Below are 22,143 nucleotides of genomic sequence, written 5' to 3' on the forward strand. Positions count from 1 at the left end.
AACAATTATTTTATCTCTGAAGAGGTTTTTAGTAAGAAATCAGAAAAAAGCTCTAAAAGTTCTTTATGCTTAAACAACTTTGCATAAAAAAATAAACTTACTATAAAGACAAAAGCTTGCATGAAAAAAGATAAAAGCTGAGAAGATATATGGTGAGTTAAATCTAAAGGTAATAAGAAACCAATTGTGAAAACACAAAGAGCTGCAAATACGCTAGCAAAAACGGTTTTAATGATTAAAGATAAAAATAAGGGAGATTTCCAGCCTGCTTTATAGCTAAATCTATAGAGAATCCAATAGTTAAGATAGGCGCTTATGCTGGTTGCCAAAGCAGTGCTAATCACGCCTAATTGTAGTTGGAATACAAAGAGAGTATTTAAGACGATATTGATAGCAACTGTGGCAACAGAGAGAAGCATCGGTGTACGAAAATTATTTTGTGCGTAAAAAATAGCAGAGAACAAAATTACTAAACTGCTTGGAACAAGACCCAAACTATATGCCCAAAGGCAAAAAGTTGTTTTTACTACCGCTATTTCAGAAAAACTTCCTCTACCATATAACAAATTAACCGAACTAGTACCGATTGCCAAAATGGCAAAAGTACAAGGGATCATCACCGTCATGATTCGTTGATAACCAAAGTTAAATAAGTTTTTTGCCTGTTCGATTTGTCTACTTTTCAAACATCTTGCAAGACGAGGAACAATCGTACTAACACAAGCAATTCCAAAAATAGCCAGAGCTAGCTGTTCTAATCGAATGGAATACCAAAGATAAGTAGGAGCTTTTACATCAATATACCTGGCAAACAGAGGGTCGACAAAGGAATTGATCTGCATAGCTCCCACACCAATGATGCTTAAACTTAGTGTCTTTGCTAATGTTTTAACCTCCTCTGGAACTTGTAGATGAAACCACTGTTTCCAATTACCTCCAATATATTTTAATGTAGGTGCAAGAGTAAGTAACCATTGTCCAAAAAACCCTATAGCAACCCACTTTGCTAAATGTGGCATAGCTAGATCTGGAGCTTGATGCCGTAATGAAAAAGCAGCAAAACACCAGGTCATATTGCAGATAAAAGGTGCAAAACTAGGAACAAAAAAACACTCGTAACAATTTAGAACAGAAATATTAAGACCATACAAACAGATAAATAAAATACCTGGCAGAAGCCAAGCTGTTAGTTTTAAGATTTCACGATTAGCATCTGAAATTGGTAAAGTTAAAAAAACTGCAATGCCTCCTTCTGCGAGCAAGATAAAACCTATTAATAATAGAGAGATTAAAAGACTTAACTTACAAAAAAAATCATTTGCTTTAGATTTATCTTGTACATGTATTTGCATAAAATGAGGGATAAAAGCCGATTGAAAAGGACCCTCTCCTAAAAGACGTCTTAACAAATTAGAAAGGCGAAAAGCCACCATAAATGCAGCAACCGATGCGTGATCACCAAAAGCAAAAGCCATCACTAAATCGCGTCCCATGCCACTTATACGACTTAAAAGTGTTCCAGAAAAAAAACGTCTTATAGTAAAGCTTAAGCTTTTCTCTTCCAAAGCATCCTCACATTTGAGAATGAGTGTAGAAGTGGCAGATTTTAAAGAGCAAGCAAATAAGTGTTCGGAGTAATTTACGAAGCTCTACCTGAAGCAGGAAAGAAGTCAAAAATGGATTGTGAAGGAGAATTTGTTTTTTCTCTCCCTGGATGTGCATCTCTAAAAACTTCTATATCAGACCTTATTTTCAAATCTTAAATGTTTTCTCTAGAAGAAGTTCAAGTATTTCCTGCTAAATAAATCTATCAAAAAGCAATGCCAGATAGTAAATGGGCTTGGGTAGAGGCTTGTCAATGATGGGCATCATGAAGTTAAATGGGAACTCTATAATAAAACCCTATATAAACCAGATGAAGTAAAGTGTGGTAACTGGATGGATTTTTTAGCCAGTTGTTTCTTCAAAATGCAATGCTTCAGAGTTTAGGCAATATCTTTTACCCGTTGGTTTAGGCCCATCATCAAAAAGGTGTCCTAAATGTCCATCACATCTACTGCAGAGGATCTCTATTCTTGTGCTAAATAAACTCGTGTCTTTTTGGTAACTGATGTTTTCTTCTATAATCGGTGCCCAAAAACTAGGCCATCCCGTTCCCGAATCGTATTTGGTATCTGAACTAAAAAGAGGAAGATGGCAGCCTGCGCAAAAATAAATTCCATGTTTTTTTAGGTTATAATACTTGTTGTGAAAAGCATTTTCTGTTCCTTTTCGCCTAAGGATATCATATTGTCTAGGGGAGAGTTTTTTTCTCCATTCTTGATCTGTTAAAAGAACTTTTTCTCCATCAAAATGATCTAAAGACAAGCGATCCTCCTTGTGAACGAGGCCATTCATTATTAAGCAATTAAATTTTTTTTTAACTTAAATTAAAGATAAGAGTCAATGCATTATTTTTGTTCGGATTTCTTGTTAGTCTTTTGTATGGATTTTGATAAATAATCATGTGTTTTCTTTGTTTTAAATGATAAAAATATTAAAAAATTATGATTTATTAAATAAAATTAAGATTTTTTATTGAATAAAAACTTTCTTCCTGAGAATGTGAAAATTATAGGGGTTAGTATATTGAGCCTACTATAGGACTTACAATTAACAGGAGGAATCTTTTTTATGGCCACAAGAAAGACGGCAACAAAAAGAAGAACAACTAGGAAGGCGGCTCCAAAAAGAGCTAAAGCTAAAAGAAAAACTACTAGGAAGGCGGCTCCAAAAAGAGCTAAAGCTAAAAGAAAAACTACTAGGAAGGCGGCTCCAAAAAGAGCTAAAGCTAAAAGAAAAACTACTAGGAAGGCGGCTCCAAAAAGAGCTAAAGCTAAAAGAAAAACTACTAGAAAAACGGCTCCAAAAAGAGCTAAAGCTACTAGAAGAAAAGCTGCAAAGAGCACTGGTACTAAAAAAAGAAAAACCACAAGAAGAAAAACCACATCTAGAAGAAGAAAAAAACCTTCTTTTTCCATGTTGGGTAGAAGTACGACAGGTGGTGAAGATGGCTTAGGTCATATCTACAGCTAATTTTTAAAAGATAACCTCGAGATCAATTTTTTCGAGGTTATCTTTTTAAGATAAGAAACCACAGGGATAAATAGAAAGCTATCCTTGCGTTGTTGAAGAAATCCTAATTTCTGTAATGTATATGTTTCTCTGATAAAGGGAAAATGCATCTTTTTAAAAATAGGCTGACAAAAACAAAAATCTAAGAGCTGATAGATTTCGGAATGACTTATTTTTCCATTAAGCTGTTTTGCTAATTGCTGATATAAGAGAGCTAACTGATTCATTAATTGCGTTTGTCTTTTAGCTTGAGAAGTTATGGCTTTTAGGAAAAAGTTGATCCATTTAATCCAAGCCACATCAGAAGAGAGATCAAATAGTCTTTTACAATATTCTTTGCGATGTTTAAAAAAATAGTCGCTGGGACAAAAAATAGGCTTAATAAGTAATTTGTGTTGATGTAAGAACCATGGAATAAGTAACCTAGCAATTCTCCCATTTCCATCCATAAAGGGATGGATAATGAGAAATTGACCATAGGCAAGTGCTAACTGAATTAAAGGATAAGCCGTACTTGTATTGAAGAAAGATATCCATTCATTGACTAAAGAAGGGACCTCTTCTGGGCTTGGAGGTAGAAAATACGCTTTTTCTATACCGCATCCCTCTGGACCAATCCAATTTTGCTGGGTTCGTAAAACACCTAAAGAGCCTTTAGTCGAAGAATTATATTTAATGAGACGATGTAAAAAGCATAACTTAGAGATATTTAAGGGTTGTTTATTACTGTGGTTAATTAAATAGATTAATGTATGTAAATAATCAATCCATAAAGAATCGGGCTTATCATTAAGTAGATGGGCTAATTGTGTTATACTAAAAGGAGCTTTTAGAGAAATACTTGTTTCTGCAATCAGCAAAGGCAAAAGCAAAGCCTGTTTTTTGCTATGGGATTGCAGAGTATCGTTATAGTGTTCTAAATAATGAGAGGCCTTTTTAAGGCTTTTGTAGATTAAGGGGCTTGATACAATAGATTTGTAATTCGAAAATTTGTAGCTTGTAAACACAGATTTTTCATCTTTGAAGAGACCTAAAAAAGCAACTTATCAAACTTTGAATTAAGATTACAAGTCTTTTAATTATTCCGAAAAAAAAACTTTAATTTTTTCAGAAAAGTTGCCCTGAAGGGGATTATTACGCTCTGTTTCTAGCTCTTGGAATTTTTTTAATAAATCTTTCTGATCACTAGTCAGGCGTATGGGTGTTTCGATCAATAGTTTTATGAGCAGATCGCCCTTAGATTTTCCTCGAATATTGGGAAAACCTTCCCCTTTAACTCTTAGTATTTTCCCACTTTGAGTTCCATCAGGGATTGAAATACGAACATTTTCCCCTGTTGGAGTAGGAATCTCTTTTTTACATCCTAATGAGGCTTCTACAAAACTGATAGGAAATTCAACGATTACATTGTCTCCATCTCTTTGGAAAACATTGTGAGGTTTGACCGTAATGAAAATGTAGAGGTCTCCAGCAGGACCGCCTCTTTCACCTACATCACCGTACCCAGACATGCGAAGACGCATCCCAGTATCAACACCAGCTGGTATTTTAATAGGGATTATTTGTTTCTTCTTTACCCTGCCTGCTCCATGGCACGTTTTGCATGGATCAGTAATTGTTTTCCCTTGTCCATAACATTGATGACACACGCTTGACATGCTAAAAAAGCCGCGAGTCTGGTGAATTTGACCACATCCTCGGCAAGCAGGGCATTTTTTAACCCCATTAGCGGAAGCAGCTCCTAATCCATTACACGCGTTGCAGCATACATAATTGGTAATGTTAGCTTCCTTTTCTATCCCTTTTACAGCTTCTTCAAAAGAAAGAGTAACATTTATTTTTTTACTTGCGCCTTGTTGAACCCCTGCTTCTTCAGATCCCCCTCCTCCAAAAAGAGAATCAAAAACGGAATCATTACTACCACTACCTCCAAAAGCATGCATGAATGTACGCAGTGCTTCTTCCATAGAAGAAAAACCACTAGAACCGCTTGAAGATCCAAACCCTGTTGCTCGAGGATCATGAGTTCCATACTGATCGTAATGGCGTCTTTTTTCTTCGTCTCCTAAAATCTCGTAAGCTTGAGAGATTTTTTTGAACTTTTCTGTAGCTTCGGGATTTCCTTGGTTTTTATCAGGATGATACTGAAGAGCATTTTTGCGATAAGCCGCTTTAATTTCTTCCTGGGTGGCATCACGAGATATACCCAGCTCTTTATAATAATCGGAACTACTCATAATAAATGGGACATTTTAAGTTCGTAAAAGGCTAGTGTAGCATAAAGGATTGGTTTTCTGCCAATAATTTAGCAAAAGAGTCTTTAAAGTGCTAAAATCCTAAAAACCTTTTGGGTTTTTTATATTTTTGTGCGGCTTTTGATTTTGCTCGGCTTTTTACAGAAGGTTTATCATAACAAAGACGTGTCTTAGCTGACTTCATAATGCCTTCTTTATCAACTTTCTTTTTTAAAGCTCTCAAAGCTTTGTCAAGAGGTTCTCCGGTGCGGACTTTAACGCTGGGCATGAACAATTTTTCCTTAAGTTATAAATTAATGATAAGCTAAATCATCCTAAGTTCTTAAAACTTAGGCTAACGATCTTTTAAAATTTATCAAAAACTCATTTTAAGATTTGATATCTAATTATCTTAAGGGAAAATCTGCTTATTTTTCAAATCTAAAAAATCTTAAAGTTTATATAGGAAAGGTATGATGGTAAAATATTTTTTTATTTTCTGTATTTGGAGCAAGACTATTTAACAGAGGTAAAAGAGCCTGAGGATTAACAGTAGGTAAATAGCAGGGAATAGAAAGCTTAAAGGAGCTGTCAGAGACGATATAATCGCTATCTATGGTTTTTTTATAAATTTCTTGGCTTTCTATAAATTCAGGATCTTTACTTTCAAGGAAATTTTCCTTTTGCACTCCTTGAATAATTAAAGATCGGCCTGATTTATGAGGTAATAAAAAACTAAAACGCCCTAAATGATGAGGTAGATAGGCCAATGGGGAATAAAAAGATTGGTAAACAATCTTCAATCCAAAACTCAAAGTCCTTGCAATAGTTACTCCAACCCTTGTGCCTGTGTAAGAGCCTGGGCCTATACCAACAGCAATTTTATCTATATTTGGATAGGAAGCAAGAAGACGCTCAATGCTAGGGAAAAGAGATGTAGATAATTGGTTTTCATGTATATAGGAAAGGCATGCACAGATTGTATCTGCTTTTGCAACAGCAATTAAGGCTATCTTGGAACTAGTGTCTAAAATAAGAGTATACATTTTTTCGTGGAGAATTTTGATTTAAATTAACAAAAATAATCAAAAATTACACTATTTTTAAACAATATTTCCGTCTATAAATAGTTTGCTTTATTGCGCATATTTTCTAGAGCTGATAAATTGATGGCCTTTTATTAATGATGCATTCGATGTAATCCCAGTTAGGAGATCATTTTTTGGATAGTCAAAAAGAACAGGAAGAGATTTTAAATGAAGAAAAAATGGAAGAAGTATTAGCCAAAGCTATGCAGAAATCTGTGAAAAATGAAAAAACAAGAAGCAAGAGTGCTGAGTCTTTTCCTCATGAAGTGTTTGTAGTCCCTCTTAGTCGCCGTCCTTTTTTCCCGGGCATGGCTGCGCCTATTGTGGTTGAACCAGGCGCCTTTTACGAAATCCTCAAACTAGTCGCCAAGTCAGAGCATAAATGTATGGGTTTGTTTTTAACCCGTAATGAGAATGCAAATATTTATAAAGTCGGATTTGATGATTTGTATCAAGTAGGGGTCTTAGCTCGTGTTTTGCGTATTATTCCTATGGAGCAAGGTGGAGCACAAGTAGTTTTGAATATGGAAAAACGTATTTCTATACGTAAACCTTTTAAAACTCTTAAATATCTCAAGGCTCAGGTAGCTTACCATCATGATGAAGTCAAGCAGCTTTCCAAAGAGCTAAAAGCTTATTCAATTAGTATTATTACAACAATTAAAGAGCTTTTAAAGTTAAATCCTTTATTTAAAGAAGAGCTACAAATTTTCTTAGGACATTCTGACTTTACTGAACCCGGGAAATTAGCTGATTTTGCAGTAGCTTTAACAACAGCTAGCAGAGAAGAGTTGCAAGAAGTGCTAGAAACCTTTGATTTACAGGGTAGAATCGATAAAGCATTGCTTTTATTAAAAAAGGAAATCGATTTAAGCAAATTGCAGAATAGTATTAATCAGAAGATAGAAGCGAATATTTCAGAAGCTCAACGTGATTTTTTTCTTAGGCAACAACTAAAAACCATCAAAAAAGAGCTAGGTTTAGAAAAGGATGATAAAACCTGTGATGTAGAAAAGTTTGAGGGGCGCTTAAAAAAAAGAGTAGTTCCTCCTGATGTTATGCAGATTATTGAAGATGAAATGGAAAAGTTGGGTGTGCTAGAAGTTCAATCAGCTGAATACGCGGTATGTCGCAATTATCTAGACTGGTTAACGATTATTCCTTGGGGCATTTATAGCGAAGAGAAGCTAGATTTAAAAGTTGCAAAAAAGATACTCGAGAAAGATCACTATGGACTCAATGATATCAAGGAGAGAATTTTAGAATTTATTGCTGTAGGGAAGCTCTCTGGTGGAGTAAAAGGAAGTATTATTTGTTTAGTTGGTCCTCCAGGGGTGGGAAAAACCAGTATTGGAAAAAGCGTTGCAAGGGCTTTAAAAAGACCTTTTTATCGATTTTCTGTAGGAGGAATGCGTGATGAGGCAGAAATCAAAGGACATCGTCGTACCTATATTGGGTCTATGCCAGGAAAACTTGTTCAAGCGCTTAAATCTACTCAAGCGATGAATCCTGTCATTATGTTAGACGAGGTTGATAAGATGAGCTCTAGTTATCATGGAGATCCCGCTTCTGCTTTATTAGAGGTTCTAGATCCAGAACAAAATAAAGATTTTCTAGATCACTATCTAGATGTTCGCTGCGATTTATCTCATATTTTATTTATTGTTACAGCTAATATCCTAGATACAATTCCAGAGCCATTAAAAGATCGTATGGATATCTTGCGTTTATCAGGCTATATTTCAGAAGAAAAGATACAAATTGCTCAAAAATATTTAATCCCTCGTAATCGCAAAAATATGGGATTAAAAACAGTGGATATTAATTTTACTAAAGATGGAGTTGCTCAAATTATCAATGGGTATGCCCGAGAAGCAGGTGTTCGTAGCTTGGAAAATTATATCAAGAAAATTATACGTAAAGTAGCTGTTTTTGTTGTCAATGCACAAGAAAAAGAGACAGAGTATAAAAAGACTTCCATTTCCGAGAGTAATGTAAAAGATTTTCTAGGGAAACCTATTTTTACTACAGACCGTTATTATGAAAGAACTCCTATAGGGGTATGTATGGGGCTTGCTTGGACCGCTTTAGGAGGTGCTACTTTGTATGTGGAAGCAACTAAGGTGCATGCGGAAAAGACAGAAATGAAATTAACGGGACAAGTAGGAAATGTGATGAAAGAATCCTCTCAAATTGCTTGGACCTTCTTACATAGCCGGGTGAATCAATATGTTCCAGGGGGTAACTTTTTTGAAAAGTCTCAGGTGCATCTGCATATTCCTGAAGGAGCTACTCCAAAAGATGGACCTTCAGCAGGAATTACCATGGTAACGTCTTTGCTTTCCCTTTTAAAAGATCAACCTGTTATAGAAGATTTAGGGATGACAGGAGAATTAACGCTCACTGGTAAGATTTTACCTATTGGCGGGGTTAAAGAAAAATTGATCGCTGCAAAACGCTCTGGAGCTAAAGTATTAATTTTCCCATCGGAAAATCAACGGGATTACGATGAACTTCCTACTTACGTCAAAAAAGGGATTCAGATGCATTTCGTATCGCATTATGATGAGGTATTTGATGTCGCATTTAGCAAGTAGTTCTTGCTTTGAAGAGAGCATTTGTAAAAAAGTAGTCGAGCCTGAAAATCTTCAAGAGACGATTAAATATCTGCGAGAAGAAAAAAATACAATAGCAACGCTCAATGGCGCTTTTGATCTTTTACATGCGGGACATTTAGAAATTATTTTTCAGGCTTCTTTGCAAGCTGATATACTAATTGTAGCTTTAAATACAGATGTATCTATTCAACGGTATAAAGGTATAAAACGCCCGATTATCCCTTTAAAGCAGAGGATGTTATTGATTGCCGCATTGGAAATGGTTGATTATGTCACTTATTTTAATGAGACAGACCCTATACAGATTTTATCAGAAATTCGACCAGATGTGCATGTTAATGGTTCTGAATATGGGCAAAATTGCATAGAAAGAGAAACTGTAGTTGCGCAAAAAGGGAGAATGCACATTGTAGAAAAAATTCCAGGATTATCTACTTCTTACATCATTAACAAGATTAAAAAAATATGCGATTAATAGGCCTTTTTGACACAGAGCAAAAAGCACTGAACTTTTATTCTTTTTTACTTCAAAAAGGAATACAAAACTCTTATGAACCAGATAATCCTTCCGCTGAAAAACCTTTTTATCGTATATGGGTCCAAAAAGAAGAGGATTTTAAAGAAGCTTCAGAATTGTTTTTGCAGTTTAACCAGAATCCCAGCAACTCTTTATTTCAAGTAAAAGAAAAGTCTAAAAAAGAAGAGTTAATAGAGCCTTCTGTAGTCCAGATACAAACCTCTCGAAAATGGAAGGGGATTACTCCTCTTCTAATTTTTATCTGTTGTTTTTTATTTTTATGGAATTCTTTTCAAGAAAGTCAAATTATGAAAAATAAAGGAGCACTTGCTCTTCAGGTCTCTTTAACACCACTGATGCAAAAATTGCTATTTGATTACCCAAAATCTTTTGAGGAGTTAAACCAATTTATTCAAGAGCATCCCATGAAAACCTTTCAAGATGTAGATGAACTACCTTTAGAAACCCAATTAGAATTTAAAAAAATAGAAGCAATCCCTTCTTGGAAAGGAGTATTGCAGTTTGTTCCCATTATACAAAAAGAAGGTCTACAAGCAATAAGCAAAGTTCCGATATTTGAAAAAATCAGACAAGGGCAAATTTGGCGTTTTATTACGCCTATTTTCCTGCACCGTGATTTTTTACATATCCTTTTTAATATGGCTTGGCTTTTTCTATTTGGTAAGCAACTAGATTTGAAAATAGGTAAGAAAAGGATGCTTGTGTTAGTGCTTTTGATTGCTATAGCTAGCAATGTGGCACAATATATCATGAGCGGTCCTTATTTTATTGGAATTTCGGGTGTAGTAGTAGGGATGGGTGGATTTATTTGGATGCGCCAAAAAAAGGCTCCATGGGAGGGGTATTCTGTTCAAAAGAGTGCTCTTTTATTATTATTTTTCTTTGTTTCCGCAATGGTCGTATTGGATGGGGTTATTTGGGGAATTAGGCTGTTTTATCATCTAGCGCCTACTTTACAGATTGCTAATACTGCACATGTTGTAGGAGGTCTTACCGGAATTTTCTTAGGATGTCTTTCTTGGTTTAAAAAAGGACTTACATGAGCCAGCGTTGTTTAGTTATTTTAGGCTGCTCTAGTCAGCAACATACACGCAGTCGCAATCACGGTGCTTATCTTTTACTTTGGAAAACCGAGGGTTTTTTATTTGATCCAGGAGAAGGAACACAGAGACAGTTTATCTTTGCAAATGTAGCTCCGACTTCTGTAACACGTATTTTTATTAGTCATTTTCATGGAGATCATTGCTTAGGATTGGGCTCTATGCTAATGCGCTTAAACCTGGATAAGGTCACACATCCAATTCATTGCTATTATCCAGCCAGTGGCCAAATCTATTTTGAAAGATTGCGTTATGGGTCGATCTATCACCAACAAATTGAGATCATCGAACATCCTGTTTTTAAAGAAGGAGTTGTTCATGAGGATGAGCAATTTTTGATTCAAGCGAGCTTTTTGAAACATGGAGTTGATAACCTAGCTTGGCGTGTTATAGAAAAAGATCAAATTAAGTTTGATCAAAAAAAACTACAAGAAGCTGGTATTTTTGGTCCTAATGTGCGTCTTTTAAAGCAGAAAAAAGAACTCATCATTCAAGGAAAAAAGATCAAATTAGAGGATGTAAGCTGGGTTCGCAAAGGAGATGTGGTCTCTATTGCCATCGATACTCTGGTTTGTCCTGCTCTTGTTGAGGTGGCAGGCTACGCTACACTTTTTCTCTGTGAAAGTACCTATTTAGAAGCGCACAGACATTTGGCTGAAAAACACCACCATTTAACCGCTAAACAAGCAGCTAAAGCTGCTCTAGAAGCTCACGTAGATACATTGGTATTGACGCATTTTTCTGCTCGTTATCAAGACTTGAATGAGTTTTTACAAGAAGCCTCTGTTATTTTTCCTAAAACAATTGTTGCAGAGGATTTGAAAGTCATTCCCTTTTAGTTCTCAAGATCTTCCATAATAAGGGCAAGTTCTCGAATAAGCATTTCTAATTGATTTGGATGTTTTGTGAAATTATGTAAAACCAAACTTAAATCAGAGTCTTCTTCTATCTTAGAGTCAGTAGCTGCTTTTAATAAGCTAGTCTCAGAAGTACTATTTGGACTATATAAGGATTGATATAAGATGTTATGCATAATATAAGCTGCATCTTTTAAATCTTCAGATGATGCTCTAGAGCTTTCTTCTATTTTTTCAACAAGAGAATTTAGTTGCTTTGTTCCATATGCAAACTCTTCTAGAAATTGAGGATCTTTTGCTTTAGCAGCATCTAGAGATTTTAATTTGGTTTTAAATTGTCCAATACTGTCGTAAAGTTGTTTTTGTATCTTTTTGATTGGATCTTGAAAAGGTAATGGAGAAGAAGGAAAAGATCCAGTGATTCTAATCATTTTAATTCTCGTCTTTTTTTCCCTTTAAGCTTGAACATAGGCTTTCTTTTTATTTTTTTTCCTCTACAAAGTTTGTTTGTGTGGGCCATCCTGCAATAGAGGGTAGCTTCAAAGCACAACTCCTTGTTTATTTTTAGTGTATCGCGTTTATTTGGTTATTTGTCAAAAAAATATTTATTTAATTTTTTAATTAAATAAAAATGATTAATTAGTCGAACAAATTTTATACATCAATAAATTATTGAAGTTTTATTGTAAAAATACTTAGTGCTTTTTATAAAAATCTAGCGATAAAAACAGGCATTTTAACGCAAGTAGGATTTTCTCTTTTGACTCTAGCAGTTTCTATGGAAATAGTTACCTATGTAAGTTTAACTGCTCTTTCATCTCCTCTGTATATGTACACCGAATATCTTATTAGTCAAATTGCTCAAGCAATCAGCAGCAGGATTATCAAATCTTTTGGATGGTCTTAAGTAAGGGTCAATTTGATTCGAAAGATTTAGAACTTTAGGCTTCTGGATTTCTTAACTGGTTGCTAATTACAGCAGATACGATTGCAAAAGCTGAAGCTACATTGAGAGATTGCTTAAAACCATAAAGGGGGATTTGCAGAGCTTGATCAGCTATAGATAATGCTCGATCTGATAGTCCGTATTCTTCATTTCCTAATAAGAGGGTAAACCCTTTAGGAAAGGTAAAGTCAAATAGTGAGGGGGCATTTGGAACGGTTTCCAAAGCAATTAAAGGCTTAGGGAGTTGTTCCAATGGTTTGTTTTGATAACAGCTTACTTTATCAAAAGTAAACATCGAAGTTTTTTGTACTTTAGGGTTATCAATATAGGGTGTTTGCTTGGCAAAGTAAATAGGGCCTAAGCGAAACGCTTCTACTGTTCGAATAATGCTACCTACATTAAAAGCAGAGCGAATATTGTCTAAGTAAACTCCTGCTTGTAAAAAAGGAGTATCAGAATCGATATCTGATTTCTGGTGAGATGCAAATAGATTGTGTTCTTGCCAGGGTTGACCTGTTTGCGCTAAGTGGAAATGATAACGATCGCAAAGAGCTTTGATATCTTGCAAATCAAGTAAGGGCAATTCTAGCCACGACTCTATACGACGGTAGAGTCTATCTTTACCTTCAAAGTGATAGTAACGTAAAGTACGCGCTGCCCAGGTATGGCGCATTTTTACAGACAGCTCAAGAAACTCTGTTTCTGTGTAACTTAAAGCTCTATTTAGTTGCTCTAGCTGCAAGATATCCCTCTAAGCTTCCTTCAAATATACATGGTTTTATAGTTTCAAATGCGATAATTTTATTAGTTGCATTATTTAGTAGATCACGATCATGGCTGGCAACAATGACGGTGCCTTTGAAATCCTCTAGTGCCCAAGACAGGGCAGATACCGCTTCTAAATCTAAATGGTTATTTGGTTCATCTAGTAGCAAAACATTATAGTTACAGAGCATAATACCACCTAAGATTAGCCGAGCGGTTTCTCCTCCTGATAGATGTGCAATTGATTTAAAAGCATCATCTCCGGAAAAAAGCATTTTCCCTAAGATACTACGTATATCTTGATCATTGACCCCTTCTCTTCTATTTTTAAGCCAATCAAAAGCTGTCATATTGCTTTTTTTATCGATTACTTCAGAGTGATTTTGAGGGAAATAGCCAATTTGAACTTGATGTCCAACTTCAATAAAACCGCTATCTAGGGGTAATATCCCTGCTAAAAGCTTGATGAGTGTGGTTTTGCCTTTGCCGTTATTCCCAATTAATCCAATTTTATCTCCTCGGCTTACTTCAAAATTGAGATGATTAAAGACAAGATTCTCATCATAGGATTTGGAGATGTCTTTGACTTTGAAAACCGTTTGTCCAGAGACTTTTTCAGGAGGGTAAAAACGAATATAGGGGCGTTGAATATTGGATTTTTTTAACTCTTGAGGTTCTAAGCGTTCGATTTCTCGTAGACGAGACTGTACTTGACTAGCACGTGTTCCTGCACTAAATCGTGCAACAAATTCTTTGAGTTGGGCAGCTTTTTTCTCTTTTGATTTGTTTTCTAATTCTGTTTTTTCCCGGAGTGATGTTTTTGCAGCTAACATATCGTTATAATTACCAGGATAGATAATGATGGTTTCATAATCTAAGTCAGCAATCTGTGTTGTTACAGCGTTTAAGAAATGGCGATCATGGCTTACAACAATCAGGACCCCATTGTAATGATGTAGAAACCTCTCTAGCCAACCGATAGATTCTAAATCGAGATGGTTGGTTGGTTCGTCTAATAAAAGAGCTTCTGGACTGCCAAATAATGCTTGGCAGAGCAAAACTCGAAATTGCCTATCCGAAGGAAGAGAATGCATTTTTTTATGATGCCACTCAGAGGGAATGCCGATACCATTTAACAATACTTCTGCATCGGATTCTGCGCTATATCCATCTTCTTCTGCAATGATCTCTTCTAACTCGCCTAAACGAATGCCAATGGCATCGGTTATTTCCAATTCATAGAGAGCGTCTTTTTCCGACAAGGCTTCTGCAAGGCGTTTATTACCCATGATTACCACATCAATTACCTTCATCTCGCTAAACTGTGCAATATTTTGTTTGAGAAATCCCACTTTCCTAGGTAGTGTTACAGATCCAGAAGTGGGTTCATCTATTCCTAAAATAATATTAAACAAAGTAGACTTGCCGGCTCCATTTGGTCCGGTAAGTCCATAGCGGTAACCTGAGTTAAAAGTGATTGTTACATCTTCAAAAAGAGTTCGGGCACCTATTTTTTTAGAAATGTCTCGTAATGTAATCATAATTTTAGCCTATTTCAGAAAATTGCTCTGTATTCTAGCATAGATAGAAAAGGAGAACAAGAGTTATGGCTGAACTAAGCTTTTCCAAAGCATGTGCGCTTTTTTTGCATTATCTATCTACTGCAAAACAGGTTTCCCAGCATACATTGCGTAACTACCATATTGATATGCAAGAGTTTGGGCATTTTTTTCAAAATAGAATTTTTCTCATGCCAGAAGGGGATTTTAAAAAAAATTCCCCTTCTTTTTTCATGCAGAAGGTAGATAAAAAGGCGATTCGTAGCTATCTGGCATTTTTAGCAGAAAAGCAACTATCTAAGAAAACAATTCATCGTAGATTGTCTTGTTTGCGTTCTTTTTTTACTTATTTAGTAAAGAACAAGAAGCTAGAAACAAATCCTCTAACTGAGCTTGCTACTCCAAAATTAGAAAAAAAAATCCCTATTTCTTTAAGTTATCAGCAAGTAGAGCAATTACTAGCGCAGCCTAATACAAAGACCTATTTGGGTTATAGAGATCGATGCATTATGGAGTTGTTCTATAGTAGCGGGTTGCGTTTGAGTGAATTAATTGGGCTAAATAGACAGGATGTAAATATACAAGGTTTATTGATCAAAGTTCGCGGTAAAGGGAAGAAACAAAGAGTAGTTCCTATTACTCAAACCGCAGCTCATTGGCTAGATACATACATAAACCATTCTCTTAGAGATCAAGATAGCTCTTCTCATCGAAGGGAGGAGGATCCTCAAGCTGTTTTTTTAAATAAGTGGGGTAAAAGATTGAGTTCTCGTTCCATCGATCGTCATTTTACTAAATACCTTAAGGCAAGCGGTTTAGCAGCTACCATTACGCCTCATACCATTCGGCATACCATTGCAACACATTGGCTAGAAAAGGGGATGGATTTAAAAACCATTCAAATGTTGCTTGGACATAATAGTTTGTCTACCACTACGATTTACACACAAGTCTCATCTCGTTTGAAAAGAGAGATATATGATAAAACACACCCTCTAGCACAAGAAAAGTCGGGAAAGCATTAAGCCGGATTCTGTCGTTGAGCAATCATTCATCTAGGAGGTTTGTTGCCAAACCCCTCAAGCGATTTTATTCTAATAAGCTCTGCGGAAAAACAGATTGTTCATAAAAAACAATGCTTATTACTTTCTTGCTTCAGATAGGGTTTATCTCACCTCTCATCTCTGAGAGTGGGGCTAGCTCTTAAAGTTAGCATTTTCAGCCTGTCCCATTAGGGCGGTGTATTTTCTGTTATACTTTCCGTAGCCTTACGGCCCCCAGTTTTTCACTGGTATCTTTTCCTGCGAAGTCCAGACTTTCCTCTATTTATTAAAAACAGCGATTGCTTAGCTTTCCCGTACAAAATTTTTTAAACGCGTCGACGTCGACGTTTAGTGGCAACAGCTGTACCTTCGGTAGACTCACTATCTTGCCAATAATGGATGCGTGAGCAATGCTCGCAAAAAAAGAGATTATCTCCTTTGCGTACTAAATTTTCATGTTGTGCGGTAAGGGTGATATGGCAACCACTACATGTGCGATTTTCAATAGGAACTACTACACGATCTTTTTTATTATGCAATAATCTTTCATAGATGCGTAAAATTTCAGAGTTAGCAACACCTGCAAGCTGCTCTCTTTTCTCTTTAATGGTAGATCCTTCTTGATTGATTAAATCCACACTTTTCCGGATCTCTTTTTCCAAAGCCAAGCTGCTCTCTTCGGAGTTTTTTAAGCTCTCTTTAATCTTATCTAAAAGCTCTTCTTCTGATACCTTTCGATCTACTAGATCAGAAACCTTTTGCTCAATAGCAAGACGCTCTCTTTCTGCATGGGTCATCTCTTGTGTAAGAGCATTAAACTCATCAGCTTTTTTGACATTGCTCTGTTGCGTTTCTAATTTTTTGATCCTAGCGTTAATATCGTGAATTTTTTGCTCGAGAAGTTCGATACTTTTATCAAAATCTTTAATCTCTTGTTCTTTGTCTGTGATTTGAGAGTATAAATCTTTTCGCAATTCTTCAAGTTGGGATAATTCCTTAACGCGTTCTTTTTTCACTCGCATAAGACGGATCATCTTCATGTCAAGCTCTTGAATATCTAAGATTTCCTTGAGTTCTTCTAATAGCATGGGTATCTCTTTGGGTAACTTTAAAGCAGAGGTTATATAGGCGTACTTATAGACCAATAGATTATATGTTTCCTCTAATATCTCTCAAGTATAAAAAATACTTTAAATTTAAATCATAAAGATAAATTTGGATTTGTATTGGTCCTAGAAGGAAGTTTAAGTAAGCAAATTTGATTGTAGATAGTTTAAACATTAACTTACAGATGGTTTTTCATGAAAGATTTATTTTAACAAAAACAAAGAGGGAATTTAAGCTAAAACCAGCTCGGTTTATTGATCGCAAGTTCAAAATGGAAAGATTGAAAGGTCTTTTTGAGTAAAAATAGCGCCAATCTTATTTTAGTACGAGGTAGAAGGCGGATTGGTAAAAGTAGGCTTTTAGCTGAGTTTGGAAAAGAAGTAAAAATTTTTTATTTTCTGGGAATCCTCATTTTTTGTGCTTCTTCTGGTAGTTTATCTAAGATAACTATATTTAATAAAACAACAACAATTTTATCTAATAAATTTGATTGTTTTTAATTTTTTAAAATGATACTGGATCAAAATAGCAATAAATACAGATTTTTAAAGTCAAATGAGTTTTATGTTCATTTTGAACTGAATGATTTTTCTAATGGAAAATATCAAAAATCCAGTTTTTTTGTTTATTTTTTTAGAAGATTTCATTGATTTTATTGCAAAAAAATAATTAAATGATTTTAATTTTTTAATTATTAATTTATTATTAATATTTTAATGTTTATTATATATTTTTATTTTGTTATAGTTTTGTTACTAAAACAAAAGGAATTAATATGATTTCATTAAATAATTTATTAAAATCTGTAGTAAAGTCTGCAGAAGAATATCATCATTTAAATGATAACTTTAGTAAAACACGGGATTCTCTAATTAAAGAGAAAACCGAAAGTGAAGTAGTTATTATTAATCCTACACATGATGGGAATGGAGATTTTGAGCTTGCAAGAAAACTGGAAAAATTACTAATTACAAAAGGTTTACAAGTAGCTATAATTTCATTAATTAGAAAATATAATCCAGATAGTTATGAAAGTATATCAGGAGCATCAAAAAAATTAAAAAATAAGCTTGTTGTTATAGCCCCATTTAGTTTTTGTAGTCCGAAAGCTTTAATAAAAGCTTTTAAAAATAATGTCATTGTTCATGAAAAAATGAAAATTCTAATGATTGATGAGATAGAAGCTAATTCCCAAGACTCATTCCATGATTATAAGCACGCATTTAAAAGAATAGGCATTGAACATGTTTATGAAGAAAAATTAGGGTTTGGTGAAAATTGCATCGGTTATTTGCCTATTAGAAAATCGGAATGTACTACTATTAAGCAGCGATTAAAAATTGAATTAGAAAAGCTATTTGATAGTTTTAACCTAAATGTAGATTCCTCTGCTCATTATTACGTTAGTTATCTTAGTTCCGATATAAAAATTACGGCTTCACAAGTTTTTATAGTTAATACATTATGTGAATTACAAGACAATCCTTCATCGGTAAATTATATTTTTTCTCTTGGAAACGGAAATTGGGAGAGCGACGTTGAAAGGATGTCTAGAGGAACTTGTGATATTTTACCTTTTCTCGAAGAGATAAATAAGGATATTGCTGATAAATTTTCAAAAGTGAACATAATTCTTGTAGATGTGTATAAGAATAAGACTTTTCATAAGGAGTTACAAAATAAGAGAAGAGAAGGCATACCAATCAATGTGATTTTTATGAATAGTAAACAAATGCCAAAAAATATATGGCATAATTTCATTGCTATATCAAAGTCAGGTATTATGACAGGTGATCAAAGTCTTTGTGATTATCTCAGTCTTAAAAAAGAAATGCCATTTTATGAAATGCAATACTGGAAATGGCCATTAAGGCAATCACTAATTGACAATGCAGAAAAATTTGGAGGAAAAGAGCTTAAAGAGTATGTGCAAACAAAATTTTTTGGCCGAATGCCTCCTTATGGGGATATTTTCTATCAATTTGCTAATCGCTCTATGTTAAATGATCAATTGAAAAGCGATTTCCAAAATTTTGGTGCGTTTTTATCGCAAAAAATTGCAAATGATTCAATTGAAGCTTATTTGAAAAGTACAAATTTATTAGAATCTGAGCAAAAGATCAGTTAATTTGATTGCTTTTAGATTGTGATTCCCTCTTTTGGCTAAATGTGATAAAAACAAAGTCGCTCTATAGCAAGCTTAGGAGGATAGATGTCTTATTTAGAAAACTATTTTAATAGAGTTCCTCGTGAGCTAAGAAAAAGCAGCGCAATTGCTTTTATGGCAGCTTTTGATCATTTGAAGGCAAATAATCCCTTTGTTGTAGAAAAAATGATTCAAGAGCTCCGCGATCAGCGTTGCTTTTTAAAACTAATTGCCTCTGAAAACTATTGTTCTGAAGCTGTGCAGTTAGCCATGGGAAACTGGCTTACTGATAAATATGCAGAAGGGTATCCTTATCATCGATTTTATGCAGGATGTGACAATATTGATGCTATTGAGGCTGCTTGCGTTAATGAAGCAAAAACCCTATTTCAATGCGAACATGCCTATGTGCAACCTCATTCAGGGTCAGATGCTAATCTTGTAGCTTTTTGGGCAATTTTGGTAGCGCGCATTCAAAGTAGGCAAGTAGAGATATTAGGTAAAAAAAACATTAATGATCTTTCTAATGAGGAGTATGAGCAAGTACGCCAGCTCCTTATTAATCAAAAAGTATTGGGGATGTCTCTTAACTCCGGAGGACACCTAACCCATGGGTATCGACATAACATTTCTGCTAAAATGATGCAGGCTTTTTTCTATGAGGTAGATTCTAATACCTATTTATTGGACTATAAAAAAATTAGTGAGATCGCAAAACGGGAAAAACCTGCTATTTTGATTGCTGGCTATTCAGCCTATTCACGGAAAATTAACTTTGCTAAAATGCGCGAAATAGCAGACAGTGTAGGAGCTGTTTTGCTTGTGGATATGGCACATTTTGCAGGCCTTGTTGCTGGAAAGGTCATGGTAGGAGAGTATAACCCTATACCTTATGCACAGATCATTACTTCAACAACCCATAAAACTCTAAGAGGGCCTAGAGGGGGAATTATCCTTTGTCAAAAAGAGTTTAAAGAAGTGGTTGATAAAGGGTGTCCGATTACTTTAGGAGGACCTCTTCCTCATGTCATTGCTGCCAAAGCTGTTGCTTTTAAAGAAGCAAATACATCCTCTTTTTGTGCCTATGCAGAACAAATAGTGAAAAATGCTCAAGCGTTAGCAAATAAATTAATGCATCATGGGATTCATGTTCTTACCGAGGGAACAGAAAACCATCTGATGGTTTTTGAGGTTTCATCCTCTTTTGGTTTGACTGGATTGCAAGCTGAAAATGCTCTTAGACAAGCATATTTTACAGTGAATCGCAATAGTATACCATTTGATAAAAATGGGCCTTGGTTTACTTCAGGTATACGTATAGGGACAGCTGCTTTAACTACTTTAGGAATGAAAGAGCAGGAGATGATACAAATAGCAGATTGGATTTATCTATTGCTTAAAGCTGCAAAACCTGCTAAAGCAGAAAAAGGAAATAGCCGTTCTTTAGTAGAAATTGATTCTTCTATTCTCAAGGAGATTCAAAAACACATAAGCGCTTTATTAAAACGGTTCCCTCTATATCCAGATTTGATCTTTGATTGAAAAAAAGGATGCAACCCTAGATAATGTTTTTGCCAGATGCTAAAAATGAGACTGAAAAAAATGAGGTATTTATGTCGTTAGTGAGCCAAAGGCAAGAAGCGAATCAGAAGTTCCCTTTAGGATCGCTCGATGATAAGATTGATGAGGTACTGCTTAAATCTAGAAGGATCTTCTTTTGTGATGCTGTAGATAGCAGTACTGCTCGCAATGCAATTCGCAAGTTATGGTACTTGGAGTTAATGGACCCAGGTAAGCCTATTTTATTTATTATTAATTCACCCGGTGGGTCAGTTGATGCGGGTTTTGCCGTTTGGGATCAGGTTAAGATGATCACTTCACCTGTGACAACGCTTGTCACAGGGATTGCTGCTTCTATGGGTTCTGTTTTAAGTTTATGTGCTGCTCCTGGAAAACGCTTTGCAACTCCCCATTCCCGTTTTATGATTCACCAACCTTCTATCCATTCCGTGATTCGCGGACAAGCGACAGATTTGGAAATCCAAGCAAGAGAAATCTTAAAAACTAGAAGGGGAATTGTAGATATTTACGTAGAAGCAACAGGAAAGCAAGCGGAAGAGATCGATAAAGCACTAGATCGTGATATGTGGATGAGTGCAGATGAAGCCTTAGAATTTGGTTTACTTGATAAAGTGGTTTCTAGCTATCAAGATTTAGAAGCGTGATTTTTACTAAATACCATGGAATTGGGAACGATTTTATATTGATCGATCAGAGAAAATCCCCTATAGAGGAGAGTGCTTTTTTTGCTCAAATACCCAGGATCTGTGATAGGAATTTGGGAGTAGGAGCAGATGGAGTGCTCTTGCTTGAAAACTCTAAATGCGCTGATCTAAAAATGCGCATTTTCAATAGCGATGGTAGTGAAGCTGATATGTGTGGCAATGGGATTAGGTGTGTTGCTGATTATGAGATTGCGCACAAACCTAAAGTTGAAATCGAAACAAGAGGTGGTGTATTTACCTGCTGGCGTAAAAAAGGCCAAATAGGGGTTGATCTAAAGCAACCCTTAATCTGTCATTGGCCGATTAAAATCTATGAATGGGATGTCTATGTAATTAAAGTTGGTGTTCCTCACGCTGTTGTTTTTTTGTCCTCATTTGATCAAGTGAATCTCATAAAAACAGCTCAAGAGATTCGATCTATCTTTATTTCTGAAGGAATAAATGTAAATTTTGCAAGCTTTTTAAATAGACAGCTTGTTGTTCGTACTTATGAAAGAGGAGTAAAAAATGAAACCATTTCTTGTGGTACAGGTTTTGCTGCTGTTGCATTTGTTGCGAGTAAGATTTATAACCTCCCACAGCCTATTTTGATAGCGAGTGCTTCTGATAAGGTGTCTAAACTAATGAAGTTCTTTATTTCTACTAAAGGAAATATACAAATGTTAGCGGAAGCTTGCCAAGTATTTTCAGGCAGTTTGAAATTAGGTTAAATTTTTTAAGCATATTGCAAACATATCGATAGC

At 35.2% G+C, this 22,143-nt stretch carries 20 protein-coding genes, 1 other RNA gene and 1 pseudogene; 11 read left to right on the top strand and 11 right to left on the bottom strand.

Annotated features, from left to right (window positions below; all coding sequences use genetic code 11):
* Positions 1-5: 5 nt before the first annotated feature.
* On the bottom strand, positions 6-1,565 hold the full coding sequence (gene murJ / locus RHAB15C_RS01095) for a murein biosynthesis integral membrane protein MurJ (protein WP_194845537.1): 1,560 nt from the start codon (positions 1,563-1,565) through the stop codon (positions 6-8).
* Between the two features lie 382 nt (positions 1,566-1,947).
* Positions 1,948-2,367 carry a peptide-methionine (R)-S-oxide reductase MsrB gene (gene msrB / locus RHAB15C_RS01100; protein ID WP_246587572.1) on the bottom strand — a complete coding sequence of 140 codons (420 nt, stop codon included), beginning with the start codon at positions 2,365-2,367 and terminating at the stop codon, positions 1,948-1,950.
* A gap of 306 nt (positions 2,368-2,673) precedes the next feature.
* On the opposite strand from msrB, the gene RHAB15C_RS01105 reads away from it, so the two are divergent.
* Entirely contained in the window at positions 2,674-3,075 is a 402-nt protein-coding gene (locus RHAB15C_RS01105) for a hypothetical protein (protein WP_220716059.1), read from the top strand.
* Here RHAB15C_RS01105 and RHAB15C_RS01110 read toward each other — a convergent pair.
* The 4 genes from RHAB15C_RS01110 to tsaB all read right to left on the bottom strand — a co-directional run bounded on the left by RHAB15C_RS01110 (position 3,072) and on the right by tsaB (position 6,394).
* Positions 3,072-4,121: a Fic family protein gene (locus RHAB15C_RS01110; protein ID WP_194845534.1), complete on the bottom strand. Its 1,050-nt coding sequence runs from the start codon at positions 4,119-4,121 to the stop codon at positions 3,072-3,074. The two genes, RHAB15C_RS01105 and RHAB15C_RS01110, sit on opposite strands and share 4 nt — an antisense overlap.
* Positions 4,122-4,193: 72 nt before the next feature.
* Positions 4,194-5,351 (bottom strand): molecular chaperone DnaJ, encoded by a 1,158-nt coding sequence (dnaJ, locus tag RHAB15C_RS01115; RefSeq protein ID WP_194845533.1) that lies wholly within the window; start codon positions 5,349-5,351, stop codon positions 4,194-4,196.
* 91 nt (positions 5,352-5,442) lie between these two features.
* A complete protein-coding gene (gene rpsU, locus RHAB15C_RS01120; protein ID WP_138107149.1) occupies positions 5,443-5,637 on the bottom strand; it encodes a 30S ribosomal protein S21 in 195 nt (64 codons plus the stop codon).
* Positions 5,638-5,806: 169 nt separating this feature from the next.
* Entirely contained in the window at positions 5,807-6,394 is a 588-nt protein-coding gene (gene tsaB, locus RHAB15C_RS01125; RefSeq protein WP_194845532.1) for a tRNA (adenosine(37)-N6)-threonylcarbamoyltransferase complex dimerization subunit type 1 TsaB, read from the bottom strand.
* 176 nt (positions 6,395-6,570) lie between these two features.
* Here tsaB and lon point away from each other — a divergent pair, with 176 nt between their 5' ends.
* The 4 genes from lon to RHAB15C_RS01145 are packed head-to-tail and all read left to right on the top strand — an operon-like array spanning position 6,571 to position 11,531.
* Complete coding sequence (gene lon / locus RHAB15C_RS01130) at positions 6,571-9,033, top strand: endopeptidase La (RefSeq protein WP_246587574.1); 2,463 nt, start codon at positions 6,571-6,573, stop codon at positions 9,031-9,033.
* Complete coding sequence (locus tag RHAB15C_RS01135) at positions 9,014-9,529, top strand: adenylyltransferase/cytidyltransferase family protein (RefSeq protein ID WP_194845531.1); 516 nt, start codon at positions 9,014-9,016, stop codon at positions 9,527-9,529. The genes lon and RHAB15C_RS01135 overlap by 20 nt, the downstream gene beginning before the upstream one ends.
* A complete protein-coding gene (locus tag RHAB15C_RS01140) occupies positions 9,520-10,635 on the top strand; it encodes a rhomboid family intramembrane serine protease (protein WP_194845530.1) in 1,116 nt (371 codons plus the stop codon). Before RHAB15C_RS01135 ends, RHAB15C_RS01140 begins: the two co-directional genes overlap by 10 nt.
* A complete protein-coding gene (locus RHAB15C_RS01145; RefSeq protein WP_194845529.1) occupies positions 10,632-11,531 on the top strand; it encodes a ribonuclease Z in 900 nt (299 codons plus the stop codon). Before RHAB15C_RS01140 ends, RHAB15C_RS01145 begins: the two co-directional genes overlap by 4 nt.
* Here RHAB15C_RS01145 and RHAB15C_RS01150 read toward each other — a convergent pair.
* Positions 11,528-11,980 carry a hypothetical protein gene (locus tag RHAB15C_RS01150; RefSeq protein ID WP_194845528.1) on the bottom strand — a complete coding sequence of 151 codons (453 nt, stop codon included), beginning with the start codon at positions 11,978-11,980 and terminating at the stop codon, positions 11,528-11,530. The two genes, RHAB15C_RS01145 and RHAB15C_RS01150, sit on opposite strands and share 4 nt — an antisense overlap.
* A gap of 329 nt (positions 11,981-12,309) precedes the next feature.
* On the opposite strand from RHAB15C_RS01150, the gene RHAB15C_RS01155 reads away from it, so the two are divergent.
* A complete protein-coding gene (locus RHAB15C_RS01155; RefSeq protein ID WP_194845527.1) occupies positions 12,310-12,456 on the top strand; it encodes a hypothetical protein in 147 nt (48 codons plus the stop codon).
* Between the two features lie 34 nt (positions 12,457-12,490).
* Here RHAB15C_RS01155 and RHAB15C_RS01160 read toward each other — a convergent pair whose 3' ends face one another.
* Both RHAB15C_RS01160 and RHAB15C_RS01165 read right to left on the bottom strand, forming a co-directional pair.
* Positions 12,491-13,237 carry a TrmH family RNA methyltransferase gene (locus RHAB15C_RS01160; RefSeq protein WP_194845526.1) on the bottom strand — a complete coding sequence of 249 codons (747 nt, stop codon included), beginning with the start codon at positions 13,235-13,237 and terminating at the stop codon, positions 12,491-12,493.
* The gene (locus tag RHAB15C_RS01165) at positions 13,215-14,801 is read right to left on the bottom strand and encodes an ABC-F family ATP-binding cassette domain-containing protein (RefSeq protein WP_194845525.1); all 1,587 of its coding nucleotides are present in this window, start codon (positions 14,799-14,801) and stop codon (positions 13,215-13,217) included. Before RHAB15C_RS01165 ends, RHAB15C_RS01160 begins: the two co-directional genes overlap by 23 nt.
* Positions 14,802-14,866: 65 nt before the next feature.
* Between RHAB15C_RS01165 and RHAB15C_RS01170 the strand changes: the two are divergent.
* Positions 14,867-15,814, top strand: a pseudogene (locus RHAB15C_RS01170) (tyrosine recombinase XerC); the annotation flags it as partial.
* A gap of 12 nt (positions 15,815-15,826) precedes the next feature.
* Here the strand turns inward: RHAB15C_RS01170 and rnpB are convergent.
* Both rnpB and cdsZ read right to left on the bottom strand, forming a co-directional pair.
* An RNA gene (gene rnpB, locus RHAB15C_RS01175) (RNase P RNA component class A) lies at positions 15,827-16,177 on the bottom strand.
* Positions 16,178-16,188: 11 nt separating this feature from the next.
* Complete coding sequence (gene cdsZ / locus RHAB15C_RS01180; RefSeq protein ID WP_194845524.1) at positions 16,189-16,950, bottom strand: zinc ribbon domain regulatory protein CdsZ; 762 nt, start codon at positions 16,948-16,950, stop codon at positions 16,189-16,191.
* A gap of 794 nt (positions 16,951-17,744) precedes the next feature.
* Between cdsZ and RHAB15C_RS01185 the strand changes: the two genes are divergently transcribed.
* The 4 genes from RHAB15C_RS01185 to dapF all read left to right on the top strand — a co-directional run bounded on the left by RHAB15C_RS01185 (position 17,745) and on the right by dapF (position 22,110).
* Complete coding sequence (locus RHAB15C_RS01185; protein ID WP_194845523.1) at positions 17,745-19,097, top strand: hypothetical protein; 1,353 nt, start codon at positions 17,745-17,747, stop codon at positions 19,095-19,097.
* A gap of 84 nt (positions 19,098-19,181) precedes the next feature.
* Positions 19,182-20,657, top strand: coding sequence for a glycine hydroxymethyltransferase (locus RHAB15C_RS01190; RefSeq protein WP_194845522.1), 1,476 nt, complete (start codon positions 19,182-19,184; stop codon positions 20,655-20,657).
* A gap of 71 nt (positions 20,658-20,728) precedes the next feature.
* On the top strand, positions 20,729-21,340 hold the full coding sequence (locus RHAB15C_RS01195) for an ATP-dependent Clp protease proteolytic subunit (protein WP_194845609.1): 612 nt from the start codon (positions 20,729-20,731) through the stop codon (positions 21,338-21,340).
* Complete coding sequence (gene dapF / locus RHAB15C_RS01200) at positions 21,337-22,110, top strand: diaminopimelate epimerase (protein ID WP_194845521.1); 774 nt, start codon at positions 21,337-21,339, stop codon at positions 22,108-22,110. Before RHAB15C_RS01195 ends, dapF begins: the two co-directional genes overlap by 4 nt.
* The last annotated feature ends 33 nt before the right edge of the window (positions 22,111-22,143 follow it).

This window comes from Candidatus Rhabdochlamydia porcellionis (assembly GCF_015356815.2).
GTDB lineage: Bacteria > Chlamydiota > Chlamydiia > Chlamydiales > Rhabdochlamydiaceae > Rhabdochlamydia > Rhabdochlamydia porcellionis.